Origin of the sequence: Cellulomonas sp. T2.31MG-18 (assembly GCF_964266755.1) — a bacterium.
GTDB lineage: Bacteria > Actinomycetota > Actinomycetes > Actinomycetales > Cellulomonadaceae > Cellulomonas.
This window is the reverse complement of sequence record NZ_CAXWGW010000001.1, coordinates 959,304-985,982: the sequence shown is the minus strand read 5'-3', so window position 1 is coordinate 985,982 and position 26,679 is coordinate 959,304. Positions and strand designations below refer to the sequence as shown.

20 protein-coding genes are annotated in these 26,679 nt (G+C 73.2%); 6 read left to right on the top strand and 14 right to left on the bottom strand.

The window, feature by feature from the left end; translation table 11 throughout:
• Window positions 1-3 precede the first annotated feature (3 nt).
• Window positions 4-1,584, bottom strand: a complete 1,581-nt coding sequence (guaA, locus tag ACFQTY_RS04610; RefSeq protein WP_378097835.1) for a glutamine-hydrolyzing GMP synthase — start codon at window positions 1,582-1,584, stop codon at window positions 4-6.
• Between the two features lie 147 nt (window positions 1,585-1,731).
• On the opposite strand from guaA, the gene ACFQTY_RS04605 reads away from it, so the two are divergent.
• Window positions 1,732-3,519 carry an ABC transporter ATP-binding protein gene (locus ACFQTY_RS04605; protein ID WP_378097832.1) on the top strand — a complete coding sequence of 596 codons (1,788 nt, stop codon included), beginning with the start codon at window positions 1,732-1,734 and terminating at the stop codon, window positions 3,517-3,519.
• On the top strand, window positions 3,516-5,252 hold the full coding sequence (locus ACFQTY_RS04600) for an ABC transporter ATP-binding protein (protein ID WP_378097829.1): 1,737 nt from the start codon (window positions 3,516-3,518) through the stop codon (window positions 5,250-5,252). The genes ACFQTY_RS04605 and ACFQTY_RS04600 overlap by 4 nt, the downstream gene beginning before the upstream one ends.
• Before the next feature lie 10 nt (window positions 5,253-5,262).
• On the opposite strand, the gene ACFQTY_RS04595 is transcribed toward ACFQTY_RS04600, so the two are convergent.
• A complete protein-coding gene (locus ACFQTY_RS04595) occupies window positions 5,263-6,039 on the bottom strand; it encodes an SURF1 family protein (protein ID WP_378097826.1) in 777 nt (258 codons plus the stop codon).
• Between the two features lie 373 nt (window positions 6,040-6,412).
• Here ACFQTY_RS04595 and ACFQTY_RS04590 point away from each other — a divergent pair, with 373 nt between their 5' ends.
• Genes ACFQTY_RS04590 through ACFQTY_RS04580 form a run of 3 tightly spaced genes read left to right on the top strand, consistent with a single transcriptional unit; the run spans window position 6,413 to window position 12,286 of the window.
• Window positions 6,413-8,893, top strand: a complete 2,481-nt coding sequence (locus tag ACFQTY_RS04590) for a phosphoketolase (RefSeq protein ID WP_378097823.1) — start codon at window positions 6,413-6,415, stop codon at window positions 8,891-8,893.
• A 46-nt stretch (window positions 8,894-8,939) separates the two neighbouring features.
• Entirely contained in the window at window positions 8,940-11,093 is a 2,154-nt protein-coding gene (gene pta / locus ACFQTY_RS04585; RefSeq protein WP_378097820.1) for a phosphate acetyltransferase, read from the top strand.
• Window positions 11,090-12,286, top strand: coding sequence for an acetate/propionate family kinase (locus tag ACFQTY_RS04580; protein ID WP_291757821.1), 1,197 nt, complete (start codon window positions 11,090-11,092; stop codon window positions 12,284-12,286). Before pta ends, ACFQTY_RS04580 begins: the two co-directional genes overlap by 4 nt.
• 65 nt (window positions 12,287-12,351) lie before the next feature.
• Here ACFQTY_RS04580 and ACFQTY_RS04575 read toward each other — a convergent pair whose 3' ends face one another.
• The 12 genes from ACFQTY_RS04575 to ACFQTY_RS04520 form a co-directional block, all read right to left on the bottom strand.
• Window positions 12,352-14,004, bottom strand: coding sequence for a succinic semialdehyde dehydrogenase (locus tag ACFQTY_RS04575; protein ID WP_378097817.1), 1,653 nt, complete (start codon window positions 14,002-14,004; stop codon window positions 12,352-12,354).
• A gap of 144 nt (window positions 14,005-14,148) precedes the next feature.
• Window positions 14,149-15,864: a phosphoenolpyruvate--protein phosphotransferase gene (gene ptsP / locus ACFQTY_RS04570; RefSeq protein WP_378097814.1), complete on the bottom strand. Its 1,716-nt coding sequence runs from the start codon at window positions 15,862-15,864 to the stop codon at window positions 14,149-14,151.
• Window positions 15,861-16,142 carry an HPr family phosphocarrier protein gene (locus ACFQTY_RS04565; protein WP_263729620.1) on the bottom strand — a complete coding sequence of 94 codons (282 nt, stop codon included), beginning with the start codon at window positions 16,140-16,142 and terminating at the stop codon, window positions 15,861-15,863. The genes ptsP and ACFQTY_RS04565 overlap by 4 nt, the downstream gene beginning before the upstream one ends.
• Before the next feature lie 57 nt (window positions 16,143-16,199).
• The gene (locus tag ACFQTY_RS04560; protein ID WP_378097810.1) at window positions 16,200-17,744 is read right to left on the bottom strand and encodes a PTS fructose transporter subunit IIC; all 1,545 of its coding nucleotides are present in this window, start codon (window positions 17,742-17,744) and stop codon (window positions 16,200-16,202) included.
• Window positions 17,741-18,196: a PTS sugar transporter subunit IIA gene (locus ACFQTY_RS04555; RefSeq protein WP_291757827.1), complete on the bottom strand. Its 456-nt coding sequence runs from the start codon at window positions 18,194-18,196 to the stop codon at window positions 17,741-17,743. Before ACFQTY_RS04555 ends, ACFQTY_RS04560 begins: the two co-directional genes overlap by 4 nt.
• A 1-nt stretch (window position 18,197) precedes the next feature.
• Window positions 18,198-19,145 (bottom strand): 1-phosphofructokinase, encoded by a 948-nt coding sequence (gene pfkB, locus ACFQTY_RS04550; protein ID WP_378097806.1) that lies wholly within the window; start codon window positions 19,143-19,145, stop codon window positions 18,198-18,200.
• Entirely contained in the window at window positions 19,142-19,903 is a 762-nt protein-coding gene (locus ACFQTY_RS04545; protein WP_378097803.1) for a DeoR/GlpR family DNA-binding transcription regulator, read from the bottom strand. Before ACFQTY_RS04545 ends, pfkB begins: the two co-directional genes overlap by 4 nt.
• Before the next feature lie 458 nt (window positions 19,904-20,361).
• Window positions 20,362-20,802, bottom strand: coding sequence for a PTS sugar transporter subunit IIA (locus tag ACFQTY_RS04540; protein WP_291757830.1), 441 nt, complete (start codon window positions 20,800-20,802; stop codon window positions 20,362-20,364).
• Window positions 20,799-22,400 (bottom strand): PTS mannitol transporter subunit IICB, encoded by a 1,602-nt coding sequence (locus ACFQTY_RS04535; protein WP_378097800.1) that lies wholly within the window; start codon window positions 22,398-22,400, stop codon window positions 20,799-20,801. Before ACFQTY_RS04535 ends, ACFQTY_RS04540 begins: the two co-directional genes overlap by 4 nt.
• Before the next feature lie 154 nt (window positions 22,401-22,554).
• Window positions 22,555-23,595, bottom strand: coding sequence for a zinc-dependent dehydrogenase (locus tag ACFQTY_RS04530; RefSeq protein ID WP_291757832.1), 1,041 nt, complete (start codon window positions 23,593-23,595; stop codon window positions 22,555-22,557).
• A 61-nt stretch (window positions 23,596-23,656) separates the two neighbouring features.
• Window positions 23,657-24,418, bottom strand: coding sequence for a DeoR/GlpR family DNA-binding transcription regulator (locus ACFQTY_RS04525; protein ID WP_337973480.1), 762 nt, complete (start codon window positions 24,416-24,418; stop codon window positions 23,657-23,659).
• Between the two features lie 277 nt (window positions 24,419-24,695).
• Window positions 24,696-25,817 (bottom strand): GuaB3 family IMP dehydrogenase-related protein, encoded by a 1,122-nt coding sequence (locus ACFQTY_RS04520; RefSeq protein WP_263729632.1) that lies wholly within the window; start codon window positions 25,815-25,817, stop codon window positions 24,696-24,698.
• A 129-nt stretch (window positions 25,818-25,946) separates the two neighbouring features.
• Between ACFQTY_RS04520 and ACFQTY_RS04515 the strand changes: the two genes are divergently transcribed.
• Window positions 25,947-26,672: an exonuclease domain-containing protein gene (locus tag ACFQTY_RS04515; protein ID WP_378097795.1), complete on the top strand. Its 726-nt coding sequence runs from the start codon at window positions 25,947-25,949 to the stop codon at window positions 26,670-26,672.
• Window positions 26,673-26,679 lie beyond the last annotated feature (7 nt).

Below are 26,679 nucleotides of genomic sequence, written 5' to 3'. Positions count from 1 at the left end.
GTCTCACTCCCACTCGATCGTGCCCGGCGGCTTGCTCGTCACGTCCAGCACCACGCGGTTGACCTCCGGGACCTCGTTGGTGATCCGGGTGGAGATCGTCGCGAGCACCTCGTAGGGCAGCCGCGTCCAGTCGGCCGTCATCGCGTCCTCGCTGGACACCGGTCGCAGCACGATCGGGTGACCGTACGTGCGCTCGTCGCCCTGCACGCCGACCGAGCGGACGTCGGCCAGCAGCACCACGGGGCACTGCCAGATGTCGCGGTCGAGGCCCGCGCGCGTGAGCTCCTCACGGGCGATCGCGTCGGCGGCACGGAGCACGTCGAGGCGCTCGGCCGTGACCTCGCCGACGATGCGGATGCCGAGGCCGGGGCCCGGGAAGGGCTGGCGCCAGACGATCGCCTCCGGCACGCCCAGCTCCAGGCCGACGGCCCGCACCTCGTCCTTGAACAGCGTGCGCAGCGGCTCGACCAGCTCGAACTGCAGGTCGTCCGGCAGGCCGCCGACGTTGTGGTGGCTCTTGATGTTCGCGGCACCCTCGCCGCCGCCGGACTCGACGACGTCGGGGTAGAGCGTGCCCTGGACGAGGAACCGGACCTGCTCGCCGGACTCGCCGGCCTCCTCGACCACCTCGCGGGCGGCGTCCTCGAACACGCGGATGAACTCGCGGCCGATGATCTTGCGCTTGGTCTCCGGGTCGGACACCCCCGCGAGCGCCGTCAGGAACCGCTCGCGCGCGTCGACGACCTCGAGCCGCACGCCCGTGGCGGCGACGAAGTCCTTCTCCACCTGCTCGGCCTCGCCGGAGCGGAGCAGCCCGTGGTCGACGAACACGCAGGTCAGCTGGTCACCGACGGCCTTCTGCACCAGCGCCGCGGCCACCGAGGAGTCCACGCCGCCGGACAGCCCGCAGATCACGCGCGCGTCGCCCACCTGGGCGCGGATCGCGGCGACCTGCTCGGTGACCACGTTCTCGGGGTTCCAGTCGGCGGCCAGGCCGGCACCGCGGTACAGGAAGTTCTCCAGCGTCGACTGGCCGAGCGGCGTGTGGTGCACCTCGGGGTGCCACTGCACGCCGAACAGCCGACGGTCGGTGTCCTCGAACGCCGCGACAGGTGCGGCGGCGGTGCTGGCCAGCACGCGGAACCCGGCTGGCGGGGACTGCACCGCGACGCCGTGGCTCATCCACACCCGCTGCTCGTCGGGCGAGCCGTCCAGCAGCACGCCGTCGTCGGACACGTCGGCCCGCGTCTGGCCGTACTCGCCCGTCGCGCCCGCGTCGACCGTCCCGCCGAGGGCGTGGGCCATCGCCTGGAAGCCGTAGCAGATGCCCAGCACGGGCACACCGGCCTCGAACAGCGCGGGGTCGACGGACGGGGCGCCCGGCTCGTACACCGAGGCGGGACCGCCGGACAGGATGATCGCCGCAGGGTGCTTGGCCAGCATCGCCTCGACCGACGCCGTGTGCGGCACGATCTCGGAGTACACGTGCGCCTCACGGACGCGACGCGCGATGAGCTGGGCGTACTGGGCACCGAAGTCGACGACGAGGACCGGGCGCTGCGCGGAGGCCGGGGGCTGCGTCACGCGACCAGGATAGGTGCGCGTCGCGGGCGTCCCGGCCCGGTGAGCGCCGCCAGGTCGGCCAGCCCGGTTCCCACGCCCCGCCGCCACCGTCCGGACGAGCGAAAACACCGTGAGCCGTGTCGGTACCTGTCCGTAACGTGGACGCCCGTGCGCTCGCTGCCCCTCGCCGATCCCGGCACCCCGCCGACCAGCGGCCCCTGGCCGCTGCTGGGCTGGTTGGCGCGCAAGCAGGCGGGTCCCCTGACCGCCGCCGTGCTGCTCGGCATCCTGACGTTCGCCTGCCAGGCGGTGCTGCCCTGGCTGACCGGGCGAGCGGTGGACGGCGGGCTGACGCACGGGTTCGGGCGGGACCTGTTCCGCGCGGTGACGGGCCTGGTCGCGCTCGGCCTGGTCAGCGCGGCGGCCAGCGCGATCGGCCACCGGTTCGACGTGACGTGCTGGATGCGTGCGGCGTTCACCTCCTCCGAGCTCGTCGGACGCACCGCGGCGCGCTCCGGCCACGCGATCACGGCCGAGCTGCCCACCGGCGAGGTGGTCTCCGCGGTGGCGAACGACTCGCTGCGGATCGGTGAGATGTACGCGAACGCCGGGCGGTTCGTCGGGAGCCTGGTGGCGTACGCGGTCGTGGCGGTGCTGATGCTGCGGGTGTCCGTCCCGCTCGGCCTGGTGGTGGTCCTGGGGCTGCCGACCGTCGCCGCGGTGCTCGGGCTGCTCGTCAAGCCCCTGCAGCGCAAGCAGGCCGCGCAGCGCGAGGCGTCCGGCCGGCTGACCACGCTGGGTGCCGACACGGTGTCCGGTCTGCGCATCCTGCGGGGCATCGGCGGCGAGCACGTGTTCACCGCGCGGTACCGCGAGCAGTCCCAGAAGGTCCGCGCCGCCGGTGTGGACGTCGCCGGGACGCAGTCCTGGCTCGACGGGCTGCAGGTGCTGCTCCCCGGAGCGTTCGTGGTGGCGCTGGTGTGGCTCGGCGCGCACCTGGCGCTGACGGGCACGGTCACGCCCGGCCAGCTGGTGTCGACCTACGGGTTCGCGGCCTTCCTCGCCTGGCCGGTGCAGAACGCGACGATGATGCTGCAGGCCGCGACCCGGGCGCACGTCGGTGCCGCCAAGGTGGTCGCGGTGCTCCGCGTGGTGCCGGCCTCCGGCGCCCGGCCTGCGAGCGCGGCCGCCCCGGCGCCGGGCGTGGCTCTGGTGGACGAGACGAGCGGCGTGCGGGTGGACACCGGCCAGGTGGTCGGCCTGGTCAGCGCGGACCCGGACGAGTCCGCGGCGATCGCGACGCGGATGGGCCGGTTCGACGACGAGGCGGAGGCCACGACACCGGTGCTGCTCGGCGGTGTCGCACTGGCCGACCTGCCCAAGGAGGAGGTGCGCCGCCGGATCGTCGTCGCCGAGGCGACGCCCCACCTGTTCTCCGGACCGCTGGTCGACGAGCTGGACGTCCGGGGGGTCGCCGACCGGACTCACGTGAGCCACGCGCTGACGCTCGCCGACGCCCACGACGTGCTGGAGTCGCTGCCCGGCGGGCTGGACGGCGAGCTGACGGAGCGCGGCCGGTCGCTGTCCGGGGGGCAACGGCAGCGGGTCGCCCTGGCACGAGCGCTGCTCACCGACCCCGAGTTCCTGGTGCTCGTCGAGCCGACCTCGGCGGTCGACGCCCACACGGAGGCGCGGATCGCGGCACGGCTGGCGGACGCCAGGCGGGGCCGGTCCACCCTCGTCGTCAGCGCGAGTCCCGTGGTGCTCGAGCACGTCGACGAGGTGCAGCTGGTCGAGGACGGCCGCCTGGTCGCCCGCGGACGGCACGACGACCTGCTCGCGGGTGCGGCGGGTGCCGACGTCGCGGACCGGTACGGACGGATCGTCGGCCGCCGGCTGGACGAGGAACGCACCACCGCCGCCGGCGGTACGGAGCGGACGGGAGGTGCGGCGTGAGGCTCCCCATCGCCGACGGGCCGACGGTGCGGGCGTACGCCCTCGGGCTGCTGCGCGCGCACCGCTCCGCGCTGACGCGCATCGCCGTGCTGCACGGTTTGGCCGCCACGGCCGGACTCGCCGGACCGTGGCTGCTCGGGCGGGTGGTCGACGGGATCACCCACGGCACCACGGGCGGGTTCATCGACCGGATGGTCGCCGTCGGTCTGGTCGCCGTGCTGACCCAGGCGGGCCTGACCCGGTACGCCACCCGCGCCTCGATCGTGTTCGGCGAGCAGGTGTTCGCCCAGCTGCGCGAGGAGTTCGTCGAGACGGTCACCACGCTTCCGCTGTCCACCGTGGAACGGGCGGGCACCGGCGACCTGGTCGCCCGGACCACCAACGACGTCAACCGCCTGCAGCACGCCGTCCGGTTCGGGGTGCCGCGGGTGATCGTCGCGGTCGTGTCGATCACCCTCACGGTGGTCGCCTGCGTCCTCGTGTCGCCCCTGGTGGCGCTCGCGCTGTTCGTCGGGGTGCCCGGGATGGTCACCGTGGTGCGCTGGTACCTGCGCCGCGCGACCCCGGCCTACGTCCGGGAGGCGGCGGCCTACGCCACGCTCAACGGCACCATCACCGAGTCGGTGGAGGGTGCCCGGACGGTCGACGCCCTGAGCCTGGGCCCGCGCCGGCACCGCCGCGTCCGCTCCGACCTGCACGAGGCTTTCCGTGCGGAGCGCGCCACGCTGAACCTGCGCACGGTGCTCTTCCCCGGCGTCGACCTCGCGTTCGTGCTCGCGCCCGCCGCCGTGCTGCTGTGGGGCGGATGGCTGGCCGCGGACGGCCGGGTCAGCCTCGGCGCCGTCACGTCGATCGTCCTGTACGGGTACCAGATGGCCGGGCCCGTGTGGGAGCTGATCTTCTGGGTGGACGAGATCCAGGTCGCCATGACGGCGCTGGCCCGCATCGTCGGCGTGCAGCTGGTGGCGCCGGACCGGACCGCCGGCAGCGAGCAGCCCGCGGACGAGCGGATCGCTGCCGAGGGCCTGCGGTACGCGTACCGCGAGGGGCACGACGTGCTGCACGGGATCGACCTCGACCTGGTGCCGGGCGAGCGGCTGGCCGTCGTCGGACCGTCCGGCGCCGGCAAGTCCACGCTGGGACGCCTGCTCGCCGGCATCCACCCACCCACGGGCGGACGGGTGACCGTGGGCGGTGTCCCGCTGGTCGACCTCCCGCTCGGCGAGCTGCGCGGGCACGTCGCCCTGGTCACCCAGGAGCACCACGTCTTCGTCGGCTCGGTCGCCGACAACCTCCGGCTGGCGGCCGAGCACGCCGACGACCACGCGCTGGAGCACGCGCTGCGGGCGGTCGACGCGTGGGACTGGGTCCAGGCCCTCCCCGAGGGTCTCGGCACCGCGGTCGGCTCGGGTGGTGCCGCGCTGACCCCGGCCCAGGCGCAGCAGCTCGCCCTGGCGCGGCTCGTGCTGCTCGACCCGCACACCCTGGTGCTCGACGAGGCCACGTCGCTGCTGGACCCGAGGGCCGCACGGCACCTGGAGCGGTCGCTGTCGGCGGTCCTCGCCGGGCGGACGGTCGTGGCGATCGCGCACCGCCTGCACACCGCGCACGACGCGGACCGGGTCGCCGTGGTGCAGGACGGGATGGTCAGCGAGATCGGTGCCCACGACGACCTGGTCGCAGCGGGCGGCGACTACGCCGCGCTCTGGCGGTCGTGGCAGCACGAGGCCTGACGGTGCGTCCCTAGTCGAACGGGTTGCCGCGCGCCTCGTCCCGCACCATGCGCCACCACAGCAGCAGCGCGAACCCCGCGAAGATCCACCACTGCGCGGCGTAGGACAGGTTCTGCAGGTTCAGCCCGGTGCCGCGCCTGGTCGGCGGCGGCAGCACCGTCGGCGGGTCGCCCTGCGCCGGGTCGGACGAGGCGAGCACCACGTACCCGGTCCACGTGGGTCCGCCCCACACCCCGACGAGCTCCGCCGGGCTGATCGCCTCGGTGCGCCCGTCGGACACCCCCGCTCCGGGAGCCTCCCCCGCCTGCAGGTACCCCACCACGGAGACGGCACCGCCGGGTGCCGCGGGCAGCGGCTCACCGTCGGGCACGAACCCCCGGACGACGGCGAGCACGGCCGCGCCCTGCGGGGTGCTGACGTGCAGCGGCGTGAGCACCAGTGACCCGTGCCGGCCACCGACCACCCGTCCGGTCACCTGCAGCTGCCCCGCCGGGTCGTAGGTGCCCGAGACCTGCACCTTCCGCCCCACCATGCCGCCCGTGAACGGCTGCTGCGGTGCGATCACCTGGTCGAGCGGGACGGGTGCCGCCGTGGTCAGCTCCGCCTGGTGCCGCTGCTCGGCGGCGGCCCCGCGGACCTGCGCACGGTCCAGCTGCCAGACCCCGAGCCGGGCGCACACCGCCGCCGCCAGGAGCAGCAGCGCGAGCATCCCGAGCATCCGCGGCGTCACCGCAGCCCGGAACCAGCGCGCCGCCCCTCCGGACGGTGCCGGGACGTCGGTCCCCACCGCGTCTGGGACCTGCGTCCCAGTCGGCTCTGTGACCGGTGCAGACGCGTGCCCGGAAGCCTGCTCGGCACGTCCCGGACCGCGGTCCGACGACGGGCCGGGCGGTGCGCTCGGCAGGGGGCTCATGGGCACGTGCCACGGTACCTCGGCACTCGGGAGCAGCACCGTGACCAGGGCAGATGCGCGCTCGGCCGTACCTGCTGAACCGATGCGGCCCGCACCGGTGCGCTGCCCGTCGCCATGGGGTTGTATGGCGTTATGAGCCTTGTCACAGCGCTCCCTGGGCCTGATGTCCCGGATTCGGAGCCGCGGCTCACGCAAGGCTAGGGTCCGGGACCGGCCTAGACCGGCCGTCGACGAGGGGAAGACACCGATGAGCACGACGACGGAGAAGCCTGCGGCCTGGCGCCGCGGGGCGGGCGCCCAGATCGAGGCATCGACCCTCGAGCGCATCGACCAGTGGTGGCGTGCCGCCAACTACCTGTCGGTCGGCCAGATCTACCTGCTGAACAACCCGCTGCTGCGCGAGCCGCTCAGCCGGGACGACGTCAAGCCGCGCCTGCTGGGCCACTGGGGCACCACGCCGGGCCTGAACTTCCTGTACGCGCACCTCAACCGGGCCATCGCGGAGCGCTCGCAGTCGACGATCTACGTCACCGGCCCGGGCCACGGGGGCCCCGGTCTCGTCGCCAGCGCCTACCTGGACGGCACGTACTCCGAGATCTACACGAACATCACCGAGGACGAGGACGGGCTGCGCAAGCTGTTCCGCCAGTTCTCCTTCCCGGGCGGCATCCCGTCGCACGTCGCCCCGGAGACGCCGGGCTCGATCCACGAGGGCGGCGAGCTCGGCTACGCGCTCTCCCACGCGTACGGCGCGGCGTTCGACAACCCCGATCTGCTGGTCGCCGCGGTCGTCGGCGACGGCGAGGCGGAGACCGGCCCGCTGGCGACCAGCTGGCACTCGAACAAGTTCGTCAACCCGGCGCAGGACGGCGTCGTGCTGCCGATCCTGCACCTCAACGGGTACAAGATCGCCAACCCCACGGTGCTCGCCCGCATCAGCGACGACGAGCTGCACGACCTGATGGTCGGCTACGGCCACCACCCGTACGTGTTCACCGGCGGCTACGACGCCGACGAGCCGATGGTGGAGGTGCACCGGCGGTTCGCGACCCTGCTCGACGAGGTGCTCGACGAGATCGCCGACATCAAGCAGCGTGCCGCTGCCGGCTACACCGACCGGCCGATGTGGCCGATGATCGTCTTCCGCACCCCCAAGGGCTGGACCGGCCCGGCGGAGATCGACGGCAAGAAGACCACCGGCTCGTGGCGGGCCCACCAGGTGCCCCTGGCGAGCGCCCGGGACACCCCGGAGCACCTGCAGGTGCTCGAGGAGTGGCTGAAGTCGTACCGCGCCGAGGAGCTGTTCGACGCGACCGGCCGCCTCGAGGCGAACATCCGCGCGCTGGCGCCGAAGGGCGACCTGCGGATGAGCGCCAACCCGAACGCGAACGGCGGCGTGCTGCTCAAGGACCTGCGGCTGCCCGACTTCCGTGACTTCGCGGTCGACGTGCCGCACCCCGCCGGCTCGTTCTCCGAGGCGCCCCGGGTGCTCGGCGACTACCTCACCGAGGTGATCCGCCGGAACCCCGACAACTTCCGGATCTTCGGCCCGGACGAGACGGCGTCCAACCGCCTGCAGTCGGTGTTCGGCGTGACGGACAAGCAGTGGAACGCCGAGTACATCTCCCCCGACGTCGACGAGCACATGGCCCGCGCGGGTCGTGTGATGGAGATGCTGTCCGAGCACCAGTGCCAGGGCTGGCTCGAGGGCTACCTCCTGACCGGGCGGCACGGCCTGTTCACCTCGTACGAGGCGTTCATCCACATCGTCGACTCGATGTTCAACCAGCACGCGAAGTGGCTGAAGGTCACCAACGACATCCCGTGGCGCCGGCCGATCGCCAGCCTGAACTACCTGCTGTCCAGCCACGTCTGGAGGCAGGACCACAACGGCTTCTCGCACCAGGACCCGGGCTTCATCGACCACGTGGTCAACAAGAAGGCCGAGGTCGTCCGCGTCTACCTGCCGCCGGACGCGAACACCCTCCTGTCCACCTACGACCACTGCCTCAAGAGCCGGCAGTACGTCAACGTGGTGGTGTCCGGCAAGCAGCCCGCGCCCAACTTCCTCACGATGCAGGAGGCCATCGAGCACACCACCCGGGGCCTCGGCATCTGGGAGTGGGCCGGTACCGAGGTCGCCGGTGAGGAGCCGGACGTCGTGCTGGCCTGCGCCGGTGACGTGCCGACGCTCGAGGTGCTGGCCGCGGCGGACATCCTGCGCCGAGAGCTGCCGGTGCTGAAGGTGCGCGTGGTCAACGTCGTCGACCTGATGCGGCTGCAGGACGAGCGGGAGCACCCGCACGGCATGTCCGACCGGGACTTCGACACGCTGTTCACGGCGGACCGGCCGGTCGTCTTCGCCTACCACGGCTACCCGTGGCTGATCCACCGCCTCACGTACCGCCGCAACGGGCACGCCAACATCCACGTGCGCGGGTACAAGGAGGAGGGCACCACCACCACGCCCTTCGACATGGTGATGCTGAACGACCTGGACCGTTACCACCTGGTGATCGACGTGATCGACCAGGTGCACTGGCTGCGCGCGTCGCAGGCCGGCCTGCGCCAGCGCATGGTCGACGCCCGCCTGCGCGCCCGCCAGTACACCCGGGAGCACGGCGAGGACATCCCCGAGGTGCGCGACTGGGTGTGGCCGGATGCCGGCGACGCCGCCGCCGAGGGTGAGGTCGCCGCGACCTTGTCCACGGGTGGCGACAACGAGTAGTCGGTGAGGGGGCCGGAGCGGGTGACCGCTCCGGCCCCCTCGTCGCATGACGAACCGCAAGAAACAGGAGACGCCCACCGTGGCCCGCAGCATCTACATCGCCTCACCCGAGGGTGACACCGGAAAGTCCACGGTGGCTCTCGGCCTCGTCGACCTGCTCACGCGAACCGTGCAGCGGGTGGGCGTGTTCCGTCCGGTCGCCCGGTCCACCGAGGAGCGGGACTACGTGCTCGAGCTGCTGCTCGCGCACGACGGCATCGACATGACGTACGACGACGCGATCGGCGTCACGTACGAGCAGGTGCTCGACGACGCCGAGGGCTCGCTGGCGAAGATCGTGCAGCGGTACCACGACGTGGAGCGCCGCTGCGACGCGATCGTCGTCGTCGGCACGGACTACACGGACGTCGCCGGACCGACCGAGCTGGCGTACAACGCCCGCATCGCCGCGAACCTCGGCGCGCCGGCGGTGCTGGTGGTCAGCGGCAAGAACCGGGCACCGGACGCGATCCACCAGATCGCGGAGGTCGCGATCGCCGAGATGAAGGCGAACCACGCCCAGGTGGTCGCGGTGGTGGCCAACCGGTGCGCGGCCACGTGCGTGGACGGGGTGCGGGCAGAGTTCAAGGACGAGCTGCCGATCTGGGCCATCCCGGACGACCCGATGCTGACGGCCCCGACCCTGCGCGAGCTGGTCGACGCGGTGGGCGGCTCGCTGATCCGCGGCGACGAGGAGCTGCTGTCCCGCGAGGTGCTGGACCTGCTGGTCGGCGCGATGAGCGTGGAGCACCTGCTCGACCGGCTGCAGCCGGGTGCCGTGGTGATCACCTCCGGCGACCGGCACGACGTGCTGCTGGGCCTCCAGCTGGCGCACCAGGCCGACGGGTTCCCCAACCTGGCGGGCATCGTGCTGACCGGCGGGCTGACGCCCGCGCCCGTGATCTCCCGGCTGCTGGACGGCCTGAACTCCCGGCTGCCGATCATCAGCACCGACCTCGGCACGTTCCGGTCCGCCTCCGCGGCGGCGGCGACCCGTGGGCGGCTCAGCCGCGACTCGCAGCGGAAGGTCGACTCCGCGCTCGCGCTGTTCGAGCAGCACGTCGACGGCACGGCCCTGCTCGGGGCTCTTGACGTCCCGCGCGTCGCCGTGGTCACCCCGCTGATGTTCGAGTACGAGCTGCTGGACCGGGCCCGCAACGACCGCAAGCACATCGTGCTGCCCGAGGGTGGCGACGACCGCATCCTGCGCGCCGCCTCGACCTTGCTCCAGCGCGGTGTCGCGGACCTGACGATCCTCGGCGACGAGCAGTCGATCCGGACCCGGGCCACCGAGCTGGGCCTGGTGCTGGACGCGGCCCAGGTGATCGACCCGAAGGACGGCGAGCTGCTCGAGCGGTTCGCCGCGGAGTACACCGAGCTGCGCAAGCACAAGGGCATGACGGTGGAGCGCGCGCGAGAGATCGTCTCCTCGGTGTCCTACTTCGGCACGATGATGGTCAAGCTCGGCCTGGCCGACGGCATGGTGTCCGGTGCGATCCACACGACGGCGCACACCATCAAGCCGTCGTTCGAGATCATCAAGACGGCCCCGGGCGTCAGCAACGTGTCCAGCTGCTTCCTGATGTGCCTCGAGGACCGCGTGCTGGTGTACGCCGACTGCGCGGTGATCCCGGACCCGACCGCCGAGCAGCTGGCGGACATCGCGATCTCCTCGGCGGCGACCGCCGAGCAGTTCGGCATCGAGCCGCGCATCGCGATGCTGTCCTACTCGACCGGCGAGTCCGGCACCGGGGCGGACGTGGACAAGGTCCGCACCGCCACGGCGCTGGTCCGCGAGCGCCGCCCCGACCTGTCGGTGGAGGGCCCCATCCAGTACGACGCCGCCGTGGACGCCTCGGTGGCCAAGACGAAGCTGCCGGACTCGGCGGTGGCCGGGCGGGCGACCGTGTTCGTCTTCCCCGACCTGAACACCGGCAACAACACCTACAAGGCCGTGCAGCGGTCCGCCGGCGCCGTGGCCATCGGCCCGGTGCTGCAGGGTCTGCGCGCCCCGGTCAACGACCTGTCCCGCGGCGCCCTGGTCCAGGACATCGTCAACACCGTCGCGATCACCGCGATCCAGGCCCAGGCGCTCGCCGGGGCCACCACCCGCACCGAGCTGCCCGCGGCAGCCGACCCCGTGGAGGCAGCAACCCGATGAGCACCCGCACAGTCCTGGTGGTCAACTCCGGCTCGTCGTCGATCAAGTACCAGCTGGTCGACCCCGACGCCGGCACGGCGATCGCCTCGGGCCTCGTCGAGCGGATCGGCGAGAGCTCCGGCAACGTCAAGCACACCTACGGCGACCAGACGGTCAAGCGCGAGCTGCCCGTGCCGGACCACGCGGTCGGCATGCGCATCGTCCTCGACCTGTTCGAGGAGGTCGGCCCCTCGATCCACACGTCGAACGTCGTGGCCGTCGGCCACCGCGTGGTGCAGGGCGGCTCGGTGTTCGACGCGCCGGCCCTGATCGACGACGACGTGGTGGAGAAGATCGACGCCCTGTCCCCGCTGGCGCCGCTGCACAACCCGGCCCACATCACCGGGATCAAGGTCGCCCGGCAGCTGCTGCCGGACGAGCCGCAGGTCGCGGTGTTCGACACGGCGTTCTTCGAGAAGCTGCCGGCCGAGGCCGCCACGTACGCGATCGACAAGAAGGTCGCCGCCGCGCACCAGGTGCGCCGCTACGGCGCCCACGGCACGTCGCACCAGTACGTCTCGCAGGAGGTGGCCCGGTACCTCGACCGCCCGGTCGGCGAGCTGAACCAGATCGTGCTGCACCTGGGCAACGGCGCCTCGGCGTCGGCCGTCAAGGGTGGGCACGCGGTGGACACCTCGATGGGGCTGACGCCGCTCGAGGGCCTGGTGATGGGCACGCGGTCCGGCGACATCGACCCGGCCGTCGTCTTCCACCTGTACCGGAACGCCGGCATGTCGATCGACGACATCGACGACCTGCTCAACCGGCGCTCGGGGATCAAGGGCCTGTCCGGCGAGAACGACTTCCGCGCGCTGCACGAGCTGATCGCGGCCGGGAACGCCGATGCGGCGCTCGCCCTGGACGTGTACGTGCACCGGCTGAAGAAGTACGTCGGCGCCTACTACGCGATCCTCGGCCGGCTCGACGTGCTGACGTTCACCGCCGGCGTCGGTGAGAACGACGACGTGGTGCGCGCGCGGGTGTGCGAGGGGCTCGAGCCGCTCGGCATCGTGCTCGACCCGGAGCGCAACGCCGGCCGCGGTGGCCCGAAGGTCATCTCGGCGGAGGGCTCGCCCGTCACCGTGCTGGTGATCCCCACCAACGAGGAGCTCGCCATCGCCCGCCAGTCGCTGGCGGTGGTCGAGGCCCGCTGAGGCCCGCGACCCACGGGTGCCCCGGTCCGCTCGTCGGACCGGGGCACCGCTGCGTCAGGCGGCGCTCACGGCAGCCGCACCGTCCGCATGGCCCGCAGCGCCTGGGTGTAGACGACCGGCCAGAGCTCGTGCCCCAGCCCGAACAGCCGCTCGAGCCCCAGCGTCGGGCCGCCCCACGGACCCAGCACGCCGTGCGTCCCCCGCTGCACGGCGATGGTCTGCTGCCGCGTGTGCAGCCACAGCCCCTCCGGGCCGTGCCGCCCGCCGAGGCCGGACGGTCCCCAGCCGGACTGCGGCGCCCCCATCGACGCCCAGCTGGCGACGTACCCCTCGTTGACGTTCACCGACCCGGCCCGCACGCGCCGAGCGAGCGCGGCCCCGCGTCGCGCCGACGCCGTCCAGATGCTCGCGTTCAGGCCGTACTCGCTGTCGTTCATCGCGGCGACCGCTTCGTCGTCCGACGACACCGGGCTGAGCGCCACCACCGGACCGAAGGTCTCCTCGCGGCACAGCAGGGCCGTGGCCGGGACGTCGGTCAGCACCGTCGGCTCGTAGAAGTAGGGGCCGAGGTCCGGTCGCTCGTGCCCGCCGGTCAGCACCCGTGCACCCTGGCCGACGGCGTCCTCGACGTGCTCGACCACCCGCGCGAGCTGGCTCGCCGACGTCAGCGACCCGACGTCCGACCGGTAGTCCAGCCCCGCACCCAGCCGCAGCGCACGCGTCCGGGCGACGAACGCCGGCACGAGCTCGTCCCACACGGCGCGGTGCACGTACACGCGCTCGACGCTCACGCAGATCTGGCCCGTGCCCGCGAAGGCGGCGCGCACCACCCCGGCGGCCGTGACGTCCACGTGCACGTCCTCGGCGACGTAGAGGGCGTTCTTGCCGCCGAGCTCGAGCGTCGCAGGCACCAGGCGCCGCCCGGCCTGCGCGGCGACCGTGCGACCGGCGCCGGTGGAGCCGGTGAAGACGACGGCATCGGCCGCGTCGACCACCGCCGAGCCGATGTCCGGCCCGCCGGTGACCACCTGCAGCACGCCGACCGGCAGGCCCGCGTCCTCCAGCAGCTCCGCGGCCCACAGCGCCGTCAGCGTCGTCTGCGGGTCGGGGCGCAGCACCACGGCGTTGCCCGCGACCAGGGCCGGCAGCGCATCGCCCAGGGCCATGGTCAGCGGCACGTTCCAGGGCGCCACCACGCCGACCACCCCGATCGGGTGCCGCACCACCCGGGTGGACGTCAGCCCGGGCAGCAGCCCGGCGGCGTGCCGGGTGGCCAGGTACGAGCGGGCGCGGACGGCGTAGTGCCGCGCCACGTTGGCGACGTCCGCGACCTCCTCGAAGGCGTGGGTCCGCGCCTTGCCCGTCTCCACCTGGATCAGGTCGAGCACGTCGCTCTGCCGTTCGAGCAGCAGGTCGTGCAGCCGCAGCAGCACCGCCGTGCGCTCCCGGAGCGGGGCGGCGGACCACAGCCGCTGGGCGGCACGGGCGGTCCGGACGGCGTGCACCACGTCCTCCGGCCGGGACAGCGGGACGGCGGCGATCGGTGCGCCGGTGAACGGCGCGTGCGCGACGTGGACGGCGTGGCCGGGGCCGGCGACCACCCTGGCCAGCAGCGTGCGCAGGTCGTCCGGCTCGAGCACGTAGGTGGCGAGCGGGTCCGTCTCCGGGTCGTGCAGCTGGGCGTGTGCCGGGTCCGGCTGCCCTGCTTCGTGCGCCATCGCGTCAGCGTACGTCCGCCGCCTGTCGGAGCCCATGCGGGCAGAGTCGGTGGAGCCGGCGCCGTCGGGCGCAGCCGGACGCACTCGGGTGCGGAACGCAGGTGGGGCGGTCGCCGTCGGCGCCCGCCCCACCCCGTCGTGCGCTCAGCCCAGCGTCGCGCGCACCTCGTCGACCAGCAGCCCGACCACGGCCGCCCGGCCCTCCTCGGCCGACCGCGCCGCGAGCGCCGCCGCCGCCATCTCGCGGCACCGCTCCAGCGTGTGGTGCCGCACGGCGTACCGCACGGCCGGCACGGCACCTGCCGACATCGACAGGCTCGTGACGCCAAGACCCACCAGGACCAGCGCCATCAACGGGTCGGCCGCCGACTCGCCGCACACCCCGACCGGCTTGCCGAGCGTCACCCCGGCCCGAGCCGTGGTGGCGACCAGGTCGAGCACGGCCGGCTGCCACGGGTCGAGCAGGTCGGCCAGCTCACCGCGCAGCCGGTCGGTGGCCATCGTGTACTGCGCGAGGTCGTTGGTGCCGAGGGAGACGAAGTCCACCTCCGCGAGCAGCTGCTCGGCCCGCAGCGCGGCCGAGGGCACCTCCACCATCACGCCGACCGTCGCGACCCCCGCGGCACGCGCCCGTGCCGCGAACTCCCGGGCCTCGTCCACCGTGGCGATCATCGGCGCCATCACCCAGGGGGTGGTGCCCGTCTCCCGCTGGGCATCGGCGAGCGCCGCCAGCTGGGTGTCGAGCAGCTCCGGGTGCGTGCGCACCTGGCGGTATCCCCGCACGCCGAGCGCCGGGTTCTCCTCGTCGGGCTGCGTGGCGAAGGTCAGCGGCTTGTCCGCACCGGCGTCGAGCGTGCGGACCACCACCTTGCGCTCGCCGAGCGCCCGCAGGACGACGGCGTAGGTCTCCGCCTGCTCCTTGCGGGTCGGCGCCGTGGACCGCTCGAGGAACAGCACCTCGGTGCGGAACAGGCCGACGCCCTGCACCGGCTGCGGGGCCACGCGCTGGGCGTCCTCGGCCGTGCCGATGTTGGCGAGCAGCTGCACGGGGTGACCGTCGGCCGTGGCGCCCGGTGCGGTGTCCTCCTCGAACACGCGCTCGGTCGCCGCCCGGCGCGCCAGCGCCGCCCGCAGCTCGTCGTCCGGGTCGACCGTCACGGTGGACGTCGCCGAGTCGACGGCGACCTCGACGCCCTCGGGCAGCTCGGTCGCACCGGTGACCCGGACCAGGCACGGCAGGCCCAGCTGGCCCGCGATGATCGCGGTGTGGCCGGTCGGGCCGCCCAGCTCGGTGACGATCGCCAGCACGTTCGCCAGGTCGAGCGCCGCCGTGTCCGCCGGTGCGAGGTCGCGGGCGACCACCACGGACGGCCTGGTCAGCTCGGGGACACCGGGTGCCGGCAGCCCCATCGCGCGGGCCACCACCCGGTCACGCACCGACCGCAGGTCGGTGACGCGCTCGGCGAGGTACCCGCCCGCCTGCTCGAACATCGCGGCGAACTTGTCCACCACGGCGTCGATCGCCGCGACCGGCGGCTCGCCGGCGTCGAGCCGGGCGAGCACGCCGGTGCGCAGCGCCGGGTCGGCCGCCATCTGCGCGGTGGCGGCCAGCACCTCCTTGACGGTGCCGGACGAGCGGTCGGACTGGGCCTGCAGGGCGTCCGCGACGTCCGTGAACGCCTGCCCCACCGCGGCGCGCACCTGCTCCGGGCCGGCCGGTGCACCGTCCACCAGCAGCGGCGCGTCGGCGGCGGGGGCCGGTGCCGGGCGCACCTGCACGACGGGGCCGACGGCGGTCCGACGGCCGACGCCGACGCCGTGCAGCACGGCACCGGACGCGGCCCCCACCGCCGCGGTCACGACGTCGCCTCGGGTGCGTCCAGGTCGCGGGAGAGCAGGTCGACGAGGCCGTCGAGCACCTCGTCCGCCTTCGGTCCCTCGGCTGCCAGGGTCACCTGGGCACCGCACGGCACGCCGAGCGACATCACCAGCAGGATGCTCGACGCGTCCACCGGCAGCCCGCCCTCGGTGGCGATGGTGACGGGGGTGCCGCCGGCGGCCACCGCCTGCGTGAAGAGCATCGCGGGACGGGCGTGCAGCCCCACCCGGGACGCCACGGTGACAGTTCGTTCTGCCATGTCGTCAATCGCCTTTCGTCAGGTCGTCCAACGTCGTCGTCGTCACTGCGATGCTGCTCACGCCGCCCGGGCGACCACCGGACGGGTGACCGCCTCGTCGGCGAGCTCCGCGTCGGAACCCTGCCCGAGCCGCTTCATCGCCATCACCGCCAGGGCGGACACCACGGTGCCGACCACCAGGGCGAGCAGGAACAGCAGCGGCTTGCTGATCAGGGCCAGCACCCAGATGCCGCCGTGCGGGGCCAGCTGACCGCTGCCGAAGGCCATCACCAGGCCACCGGTCACGGCGCCGCCGAGCATGAACGACGGGATCATCCGCAGCGGGTCGGCCGCAGCGAACGGGATGGCGCCCTCGGAGATGAAGGACAGGCCGAGGAGCCAGGCGGACTTGCCGGACTCCCGCTCGTTCTCCGTCCACAGCGCCGGACGGACGGCGGTGGCCAGCGCGACGGCCAGCGGCGGGACCATGCCCGCGGCCATCACGGCGGCCATCACCTTCGCCGGGGCGGCCGACGTGCTGGCGGCGTTGGCCAGACCGGTGGTGGCGAAGACGTACGCCACCTTGTTCAGCGGTCCGCCGAGGTCGAAGCACATCATCAGGCCCAGGATCACGCCGAGCAGCACCGCGCTGCCGCCGGACAGGCTGGACAGCCAGCTCGAGAGCCCGTCGTTCAGCGCCTTCATCGGCGGGCCGATCACCAGGGCGGTCAGCACGCCGACCACGGCGACGGACAGCAGCGGGATCACCACGACGGGCATCACGCCCCGCACGCCCTTGGGCACCTTCCAGCGGGAGATCCACAGCGCGAGGAAGCCGCCGAGGAAGCCGGTGACGATGCCGCCGAGGAACCCGGCGCCGACCAGGCCGGCCGCGAAGCCGCCCACCATGCCGGGCACGATGCCCGGACGGTCGGCGATGCCGTAGGCGATGTACGCCGACAGCGCCGGGACCAGGAAGGCGAAGGCCCACTTCCCGATCCAGAACAGCAGCACGGCCCACGACTGCCCGGAGGTGAACGAGAACCCGTCGGCGATCCACTTGGCGAACGCCGCACCGTTGGTGCCGTCCACCACCTTGGTGACCTCGATGGCGCCGTTGGACGGCCACGCCACGGTCGCGATCAGGAAGCCGATCGCGATGAGGATGCCGCCGGCGGCGACGAACGGGATCATGTACGACACGCCGGTCATCAGGTACTGCCGGATGCGGTGACCCACCCCGACCGTACGGGCCGGTGCTACCGCGACCGGGACCGGTGCGGCCCCAGCGGCGGGTGCGGTGCCCGCGGCGCGGGCCGCCTCGACCGCAGCGACGGCCTGCGCGATCACGCCGGGCGCGTCGTGCACCGCCTTCTTCACGCCGACGTCCGTGATCGGCTTGCCGGCGAACCGCTCCTTGCCCTGCACGTCCAGGTCGGCGGCGTAGATGACGCCGTCCGCCTCGGCGATGAGCGCCGGGTCCAGCGGGACGGAACCCGCGGCACCCTGCGTCTCGACGTGGACCTCGTGGCCGGCCGCCTTGCCGGCCTGCTCGAGGGCCTCAGCGGCCATGTAGGTGTGCGCGATGCCCGTGGGGCATGACGACACGGCGACGAACTTCATGCGGGAACCACCTCTCGGGTGATGATCTCGGCAACGGTGGCGGCGTCCGGCGCGTCGGTCAGCGACTGCCGGAACTCCGGGTGCACCAGGCGGCGCGCGAGCGCCGCCAGGATCTTCAGGTGGTCGGCGTCACCGGACGCGGGCGCCGCGATGAGGAAGACCAGGGTCGCGGGCCCGTCGGGGGCACCGAAGTCCACGCCGCCCGGCACCTTGCCCAGCGCGAGGCTGGGGGTGGTGACGTACTGGGACCGGGCGTGCGGCAGGCCGATGCCGCCGGGCATGCCGGTGGCCATCTGCGCCTCACGTGCCTTGACGTCGGCGGCGAAGCCGTCGGCGTCGGTCACGCGGCCCGCCGCCACCAGCTTGTCGATGAGCTGGCGGACGACGTCGTCCCGGTCGGTGGCGACCACGTCGACGGCGACGAGGTCGGGGGTGATCAACGAGGTGCTCACGTCACAGCTCCTTCAGTGCGAGGCGGGGATCCGGGTTCTCGATGACGTGGACGGCCTCCACGTCGACGTCGGCGGGGTCCGGGACAGCGGTGCCCGGCATCATCACGGCGGCCCGTCCCCATGCCACCGCGGCACGCAGCCGCTCGGCCGGGGTGCCGGTGGCGCCCAGGTAGCCGGCGAGGGTGGTGTCGCCCGCGCCGACGGTGGACAGCGGCACCAGGGCGGGCCCACCGGCCCACCACGTGCCGTCCGCCAGCACCAGCAGCGCGCCGTGGGCGCCGAGGCTGACCAGCACGGCCTTGGTGCCGGCGGACATCACCTCGCGCGCGGCCTCGGTGACGTCGCCGACCGTGCTCAGCTCGCGGCCCACCAGGTCCGCCAGCTCCTCGTCGTTCGGCTTGACCAGGCACAGACCACCGGCGCGCACGGCGCGCGTGAACGGGGTGCCGGAGGTGTCGAGCACCAGCGGCACGCTGTACCGGGCCGCCAGGCCCGCCAGCCGGACGAAGAACGACTCCCCCGCACCCGCCGGCAGGCTGCCGGCGGCGACCAGGGCGGCCGGCCGGGTGGCCAGCTGCGCCTCGACCGCCGCGAGCACCGCGTCGACCTCGGCGGCGGACAGCTGCGGACCGGGCGCGTTGACCTTGGTGGTGGTGCCGCGCGAGTCGACCAGCGTCAGGTTGGTGCGGGTGTCCCCCGCGATCGGCACCGGCACGGCCGGCACCTGGTGCTCGTGCAGCAGGCGCACCAGGTAGTCGCCGTCGGCACCGCCCACCGGCAGCACCGCGCGGGTCTCGACGCCCTGCCGGGCGAGCACGCGCGACACGTTGATGCCCTTGCCGCCGGGGTGCACGTGCGCGGCGTGCGCGCGGTTGACCTCGCCGACCTCCAGGCGGTCGACGTCCAGGGCCCGGTCCAGGCTCGGGTTGGGGGTCAGCGTGACGATCATGCGCGCACCACCCTCAGTCCGGCCGACTCCAGCTCCTCGGCGAGCTCGGCGTCCACGCCGGCGTCGGTGATCAGGGTGTCGACGGCACCGATCGGGGCGACGTGGACGAAGTCGGCCCGGCCCACCTTGGTGTGGTCGGCCAGCACCACCGTCCGCCGCGCGGCGGCCACCAGCGCCCGCTTCACGGACGCCTCGGCCAGGTCCGGGGTGGTCAGCCCGTGCTCGACGCTGATCCCGTTGGTGCCGAGGAAGGCGACGTCGGCGTGGATGTCGCCCAGGTCCCGCAGCGCCCAGGTGCCGACGGCGGCGAGCGTGCGGCCCCGCACCGTGCCGCCGACCAGGTGCAACGTGATGCCCTGCCGCGTGGCGAGCACCGTGGCGACCGGCAGCGCGTGGGTCACCACCGTCAGCTCCCGGTCGCCCGGGAGCAGCTCGGCGAGCCGCACCGTGGTGGTGCCGGCGTCGAGGATGATCGCGCCCCCGTCGGGCAGCTCGTCGAGCGCCGCCTTGGCGATGCGCTCCTTCTCTCCGGAGAGGACGCCCTCGCGGTCCGCGATGCCGGGCTCGAAGCCGAGGCGCTCGACCGGGATCGCGCCGCCGTGCACCCGGCGCACCAGGCCGTGCCGCTCGAGCGCGGTCAGGTCGCGGCGCACGGTCTCGGGCGTGACGTCGAGCTCGATCGCCAGCGAGGCGACGTCGACGCGCCCCTCGCTGCGCGCCCGCGCCAGGATCTGCTGGTGCCGCTCCGGTGCGTACACGGTGACTCCGTCGTCCTCAGGCCGGACGGGCCCTGCGCCGCGTCCGTGCCAGTGAGACTCTCGCCCACGGCGCCGGATGTCAACCCCAAGCAAGCAGACTCGGACATAGCCGGGTCCGATCGGGCACCGGTCGGTCCGATAACGGGACCTCGGTCCCATTCGGTCGCGCTGATCGGACATTGTCGACGCCCCCGATGTCCGGGCCTGTGGGATCGCATCCACGCCGTGCGTCCGCGCACGTCCCGGCACACGCCGAGCGTCCCGCGCGGACGGCGCTCGCGCCAGACGAGCGCGCCACCGGCTCCGGCCGTGCCGCCACCGCGACCGGGCATGGCGAAGGGCGCCGCGGGCGCGGTGCGGAGACCTTCTGGAGTGGTCTCCGCACCACGACCGCGGCGCCCTTCGCCCCTCGGCTCCCGGGCCGCGTCACCAGCCCGGGAACCGACGGCACGGGCCCGTCAGGCCTCGTTCACCGAGGAGATGAGCTCGTACAGCTCGTCGGCGTCCTTCACCTCGAGCACGCGTGCCGCCTGCTCGGGGTCGGCGAACACCAGGGCGATCTTGGACAGGATCGCCAGGTGCTCGTCGCCGACACCGGCGATGCCCACCACGACCCGCACGGGCTTGTCCGGGCCCCACTCGATCGGCTCGTCGTACCGGACCAGGCACAGGGCCGACCGGACGATCTGCCCCTTGCTCTCGTCCGTCCCGTGCGGGATGGCCAGGAAGCTGCCCATGTACGTCGACATGGACCTCTCCCGCTCGGCCATCGCCTCCACGTAGGCCGGTGTGACGGCTCCGGCGCTGACCAGGAGCTCACCGGCCTCCCGGATGGCCTCGTCCTTGGTCCGGGCCGTGCCCGGCACCACGACGAGGTCCCGGGTGAGGACGTCCGTCACGAGGCGCTCCTGTCGCCGGCCGTGGCGGCCGCCGCCTTCGCCTCCGCCACCACGTCGTCGTAGACGGGGCTGGCCAGGAAGTTGTCGACGGACAGGTGCCGGGAGGTCGGCGCGTGCCGACGTGCGCGGTCGGTCAGCTCGCTCTGGCTGATCACGATGTCGGCGCCGTCCTCCAGGTTCGCCACCGCCTTGTTGACCACGGAGATGTCGCTCAGCCCGGCCTTGCGCAGCTTGTCGCGCAGGATGCTCGCCCCCATCGCGCTCGAGCCCATGCCGGCGTCGCACGCGAAGATGATCGAGTGGATCGGCCGGGTGCCGACCAGGGTGGACCCGGCGGCGTCCGCCGTGGCCGCACCGGACAGAGAGCCCAGCGCGCTGCTGGACTTGCCCTTGTTCGCCTCGGTCTGGGCGATCGCGGCGGACAGGTCGCCGCTCTCACCGAGCTCGAGGTCGCGGCGCCGCTGCGCCCGCAGGATCACGGCCGCCACGACGAAGGACACCGCGGCGGACAGGACCACGGACAGGATGACGCCGAGGTAGCTGCCCCGCGGGGTCGCCGCGAGCACCGCGATGATCGACCCGGGTGCCGCCGGACCACGCAGGCCGGAACCGAACACCACGTTGGTCGCCACGCCGGTCGCGCCGCCGAGGATCGCGGCGATGATCAGCATCGGCTTCATCAGCACGAACGGGAAGTACACCTCGTGGATGCCGCCGAAGAACTGGATGATGATCGCGCCGGGAGCCGAGCTCTTGGCGACGCCGACACCGAGCAGCGTGTAGGCGAGCAGGATGCCGAAGCCCGGGCCGGGGTTCGCCTCGACCAGGAACAGCAGCGACTGACCGTGCTGGGTGACCTGCTGCGCGCCGAGCGGCACCAGCACGCCGTTGCCGATCGCGTTGTTGAGGAACAGCACCTTCGCCGGCTCGACGATCAGGCTCATCAGCGGGAGCAGCTGGTGGGACGCCATCGCGTCGACGACGTGGCCCAGGGCCTTGCTGACCGAGGTGATCACCGGCGCGAACAGGAAGAACGCACCGACGGCCATGGCCGCGCCGGCGATGCCGGCGGAGAACATGTCGACCAGCATCTCGAAGCCGGGACGGATCTTGCCGGCCCAGATGGAGTCGATCTTCTTCATCACCCAGGCGGAGGCCGGGCCGACGATCATGGCGCCGAGGAACATCGGCACCGTGGAGCCCACGATCATGCCGACGGCGACGATCGAGGCGACAACGGCACCGCGGTCCTTGTAGACGATCCGGCCGCCCGCGTTCGCGATCAGCAGCGGGAGGAGGTACGTGATCATCGGGCCGACCAGGCCCACGTACTGGTGGAACGTCGTGCCGTCCTTGGCCTGGGCCAGCGCCGTGGCGGCACCCTGCCAGCTCATCGCGTCGGCGTTGCCGAACCCGCCGAGGATGCCGTTGGGCGTCCAGCCGGCGGCGATGAAGAGGGTGGTGATCAGGCCCCAGGCGAGGAACGCCGGGAGGTTCGGCATGATCATGGAGGTCAGGAAGGCCCCGAACCGCTGGACCCTGACCTGTGCGCTCTTGCCCCGGCGCACGGTGGGGACGGCTGCCGCACTAGCGGACATCCCGCTCACTCTCCGTTCGGTGTGACGGTCGGTCGGGCTCTCGCCCGGGTCCGGCACTGAGGGATCTTCATTGATCGCGCCCTGCTCCCCGGGGCCCCTGCACCCCGGGACTGGTGCCGGGCGGCCGTCGGCCGACCGCCCGGCGGTCACGGCCTCACGGCTCGATCGTGACCTTGATGCCCGTCCCGTTCCGGACGACGTCGAGGCCGTCGCGGATCTGGTCCAGCGGCAGCCGGTGGGTGATGAGGTCCGCCACCGGCACGCTGCCGTCGGCGATGTGGGCGAGGGCCTGCTTGTTGTGCGCAGGGCTCGACCCGTTGGCGCCCCAGATCGTCAGCTCGCGGTAGTGCACGAGGTTGGAGTCCAGGGTGATCGTCGGCTTGTCCTTGGGCAGGCCGCCGAACAGGCTGATCCGGCCGCGCGGGGCCAGCATGCGCAGACCCTGCTCCTGGGCCGCACCGGAGGCGGCGGCCGTGATGACGAGGCTCGCGCCCTTGCCGTCGGTCAGGTCGAGCACGGCCTGCACCGGGTCGGTCTCGGCCGAGCAGATCGCGGCGTCCGGCTTGACGATCTCGGCGGCGAGGTCGAGGCGCTCGCGGCTGAGCTCGACGAGGAACACCTTCGCCGCGCCGCGGGCCCGGGCCAGCCGCACGTGCAGGCAGCCGATGGGGCCGGAGCCGACGACGACGACCACGTCGCCCTCGTGCGTGTCGGCGAGCTCCTGCGCGTTGATCGCGCAGGCGAACGGCTCGCTGACCGACGCCTCGGCGAACGAGACGCCGTCGGGGATGCGGTTGAGGCCGTCCACCGCGAGCACCTGCGGCGGCACGATCATGTACGGCGCGAACCCGCCGTCGAAGTCGTAGCCCATCGACAGCTGGTTCGGGCAGATGGTCATCAGGCCCGCCGTGCAGAACTCGCACTTGCCGCACGGGATGGCGGCGATCACCTGCACGCGGTCACCCGCGGCCCAGCCGGTGACGCCCTCGCCGACCTCGACGATCTCGCCGGCGATCTCGTGGCCCATGACCCGCGGCGGCTGCATGCGCTGGTGGCCGGCCGTCGCGATCTTCACGTCCGTGCCGCACATCGAGCAGGCGCGCACCCGGATCTTCACCTCGCCGGCGGCGACCTGCGGCTCGGGCGACTCCTCGATGCGCACGTCGCCCGGGGCGTAGAAGCGGAAGACCTTCATCGTTCTCCTTCGTTCGTGGTGCCCACGCTCCGGGCGGGGTGCGGGCGGACGGGCAGCGCGGTCATGCGCGCACCACCCGAGGTCCGGCTGCCTCGATCTCGTCCACCAGCTCGGGTGCCGCGTCGGTGTCCGTGACGAGCACGTCCACCGCGGACAGGGGAGCGACCAGGGCGAAGTCGGAGACGCCGAGCTTTGTGTGGTCCGCGAGGACCACGACGCGTCGGGCGGCGGCCACGAGCGCACGCTTGACCTGGGCCTCCGCCAGGTCCGGCGTGGTCAGGCCGCGCTCGACGGTCACGCCGTTGGTGCCGAGGAACACGACGTCGGCGTGGATCTGGGTCAGCGCCGCCAGCGCCCAGGAGCCGACGGCGGCCAGCGTGCGGCCGCGCACCGTGCCGCCCACCAGGTGCACCGTGATGTTGGGCCGTCCGGCCAGCACCGTGACGATCGGCAGGCCGTGCGTCACCACCGTCAGGTCCCGGTCGGTCGGCAGCATCGCGGCCAGCCGGATCGTGGTGGTGCCGGCGTCGAGGATGATCGCGCCGCCGTCCGGCAGCTCGTCCAGGGCGGCCTTGGCGATCCGCTCCTTCTGGGCGGACATCACGCGTTCGCGGTCGGCGAGACCGGGCTCGAAGCCCAGGCGCTCCACGGCAACCGCGCCGCCGTGCACCCGGCGCAGCAGGCCCAGCCGCTCGATGGCGGTCAGGTCGCGCCGCACGGTCTCCGGCGTCACGTCCAGGTCGAGCGCCAACGAGGCGACGTCCACCCGACCCTCGGCCCGCGCACGGGTGAGGATCTGCTGGTGTCGCTCGGGTGCGTACATCGGTCTCCGTCGACTCGACCGGGCGGCAGTGCCCGCGACGTCAGAGCATGATGTCCACTCGGACAGATGTCAAGCACATCCGGACTCAACCGGCGGCATCACCACATCGGTTCACGCGTGAAACGGGCATCCGAACGGTCATTTTCGCAGGTGAGGCCCGTGTTCCCACCCAACCGGGCACGCGCCGCCCCACCCCGGCGGTCCACGCCCGAACATGGCGGAGCCCGGTGCGCAGGAGGTGCGCACCGGGCTCCGACGGGAGGTCTCGCGGACCCGCTCAGCGGGGCTGGTACGGGGAGACGACGACCTCCACGCGCTGGAACTCCTTGAGGTCCGAGTAGCCGGTGGTGGCCATCGCCCGGCGCAGGGCGCCGATCAGGTTCAGCGTGCCGTCGGCCGTCCGGCCCGGGCCGAACAGGATCTGCTCGAGGGTGCCGGCGGTGCCGACCTCGACCCGCTCACCGCGCGGCAGGTCCGGGTGGTGCGCCTCCGGTCCCCAGTGCCAGCCGCGGCCCGGCGCCTGCGTGGCGCGGGCCAGCGCGGCACCGAGCATCACCGCGTCCGCACCGCAGGCGATCGCCTTCACGAGGTCGCCGGAACGGCCCACGCCGCCGTCGGCGATCACGTGCACGTACCGACCGCCGGACTCGTCGAGGTAGTCGCGCCGGGCGGCGGCGACGTCCGCCACGGCCGTCGCCATCGGGGCGTGGATGCCCAGCGACACGCGCGTGGTGTGCGCAGCTCCCCCGCCGAACCCCACCAGCACGCCCGCGGCGCCCGTGCGCATCAGGTGCAGCGCGGCGGTGTACGTCGACGCCCCGCCGACGATCACCGGCACGTCCAGCTCGTAGATGAAGCGCTTGAGGTTGAGCGGCTCCGCGCGCCCCGACACGTGCTCGGCCGAGACGGTCGTGCCGCGGATGACGAACAGGTCGACGCCCGCGTCGACCACGGTGCGCCAGTGCTCCTGGGTCCGCTGCGGCGACAGCGCCCCCGCCACGGTGACCCCGGCGGCGCGCACCTCCTGCAGGCGGGCGGTGATCAGCTCGGGCTTGATCGGCTGGGAGTAGATCTCCTGCATGCGCTCGGTCGCCCGGGACGGGTCCAGCGTGGCGATCTCGGCGAGCAGCGGCTCGGGGTCGTCGTACCGCGTCCACAGGCCCTCGAGGTCGAGCACGCCGAGACCGCCGAGGCGGCCCAGCTCGACGGCGGTTGCGGGGCTCATCACCGAGTCCATCGGCGCGGCGAGCACCGGCAGGTCGACGTGGTAGGCGTCGATCTGCCAGCCTACGTTGACCTCCTCCGGGTCGCGGGTGCGCCGGGAGGGCACCACCGCGACGTCGTCGAAGGAGTACGCGCGGCGACCGCGCTTGCCACGTCCGATCTCGACCTCGCTCACCGGCCCAGGCTACCGGCGTGCCGAGCACGGCCGTGTCGGTGGCCGGTGCCATCCTGGCGCCGCAGCGGGGGTACGACGAGGTCGGTGCAGCACCGAGGTCAGGCAGCGAAGGCAGGCAGTGAGGGCACGATGACGACGAGCTGGAGCGAAGGGCCGCTGCTCGGCTTCGACACCGAGACCACCGGTGTGGACGTGGACAGCGACCGCATCGTCACCGCCGCGCTGGTCCGCCGGGACGCGACCGGCACCAGCATCACCACGTGGCTGATCGACCCCGGCGTCCCCATCCCGGCCGAGGCGGCCGCGATCCACGGCATCACCACCGAGCACGCCCGTGAGCACGGCAGGCCGCCGCGGGACGCGCTGGAGGAGATCGCCGTCGAGCTGGCGGAGGCGTTCCGGGCCGGTGTCCCGGTGGTCGCGTACAACGCGTCGTTCGACCTGCGGCTGCTGGACGCGGAGCTGCGCCGGCACCGCCTGCCGACGCTGCCGGACCGGCTCTGCCAGGCTGCCCGCCCGGTGATCGACCCCCTGGTGCTGGACCGCGCGGAGGACCGGTTCCGGCGAGGAAAGCGCAAGCTGGTCGACCTGTGCGGCTTCTACCGCGTCATCGAGTCCGGCTCGCTCCACAGCGCCGACGTGGACGTCGTCGCCACGCTGGACGTGCTCGAGCGGATCCTCGGGCGCTTCCCGCACCTGGCGGAGCTCGACCTGGACACGCTGCACGAGTACCAGGTGTCCGCCCACCGGGCCTGGGCCGAGGGGTTCAACGCCTGGCGCGCCGAGCAGGGTCTCGACGGCCCGGGTGCCGAGCTGGTCTGGCCGACACGCGAACCGGCCGGCACCCTCTGGTAGGGCGCCG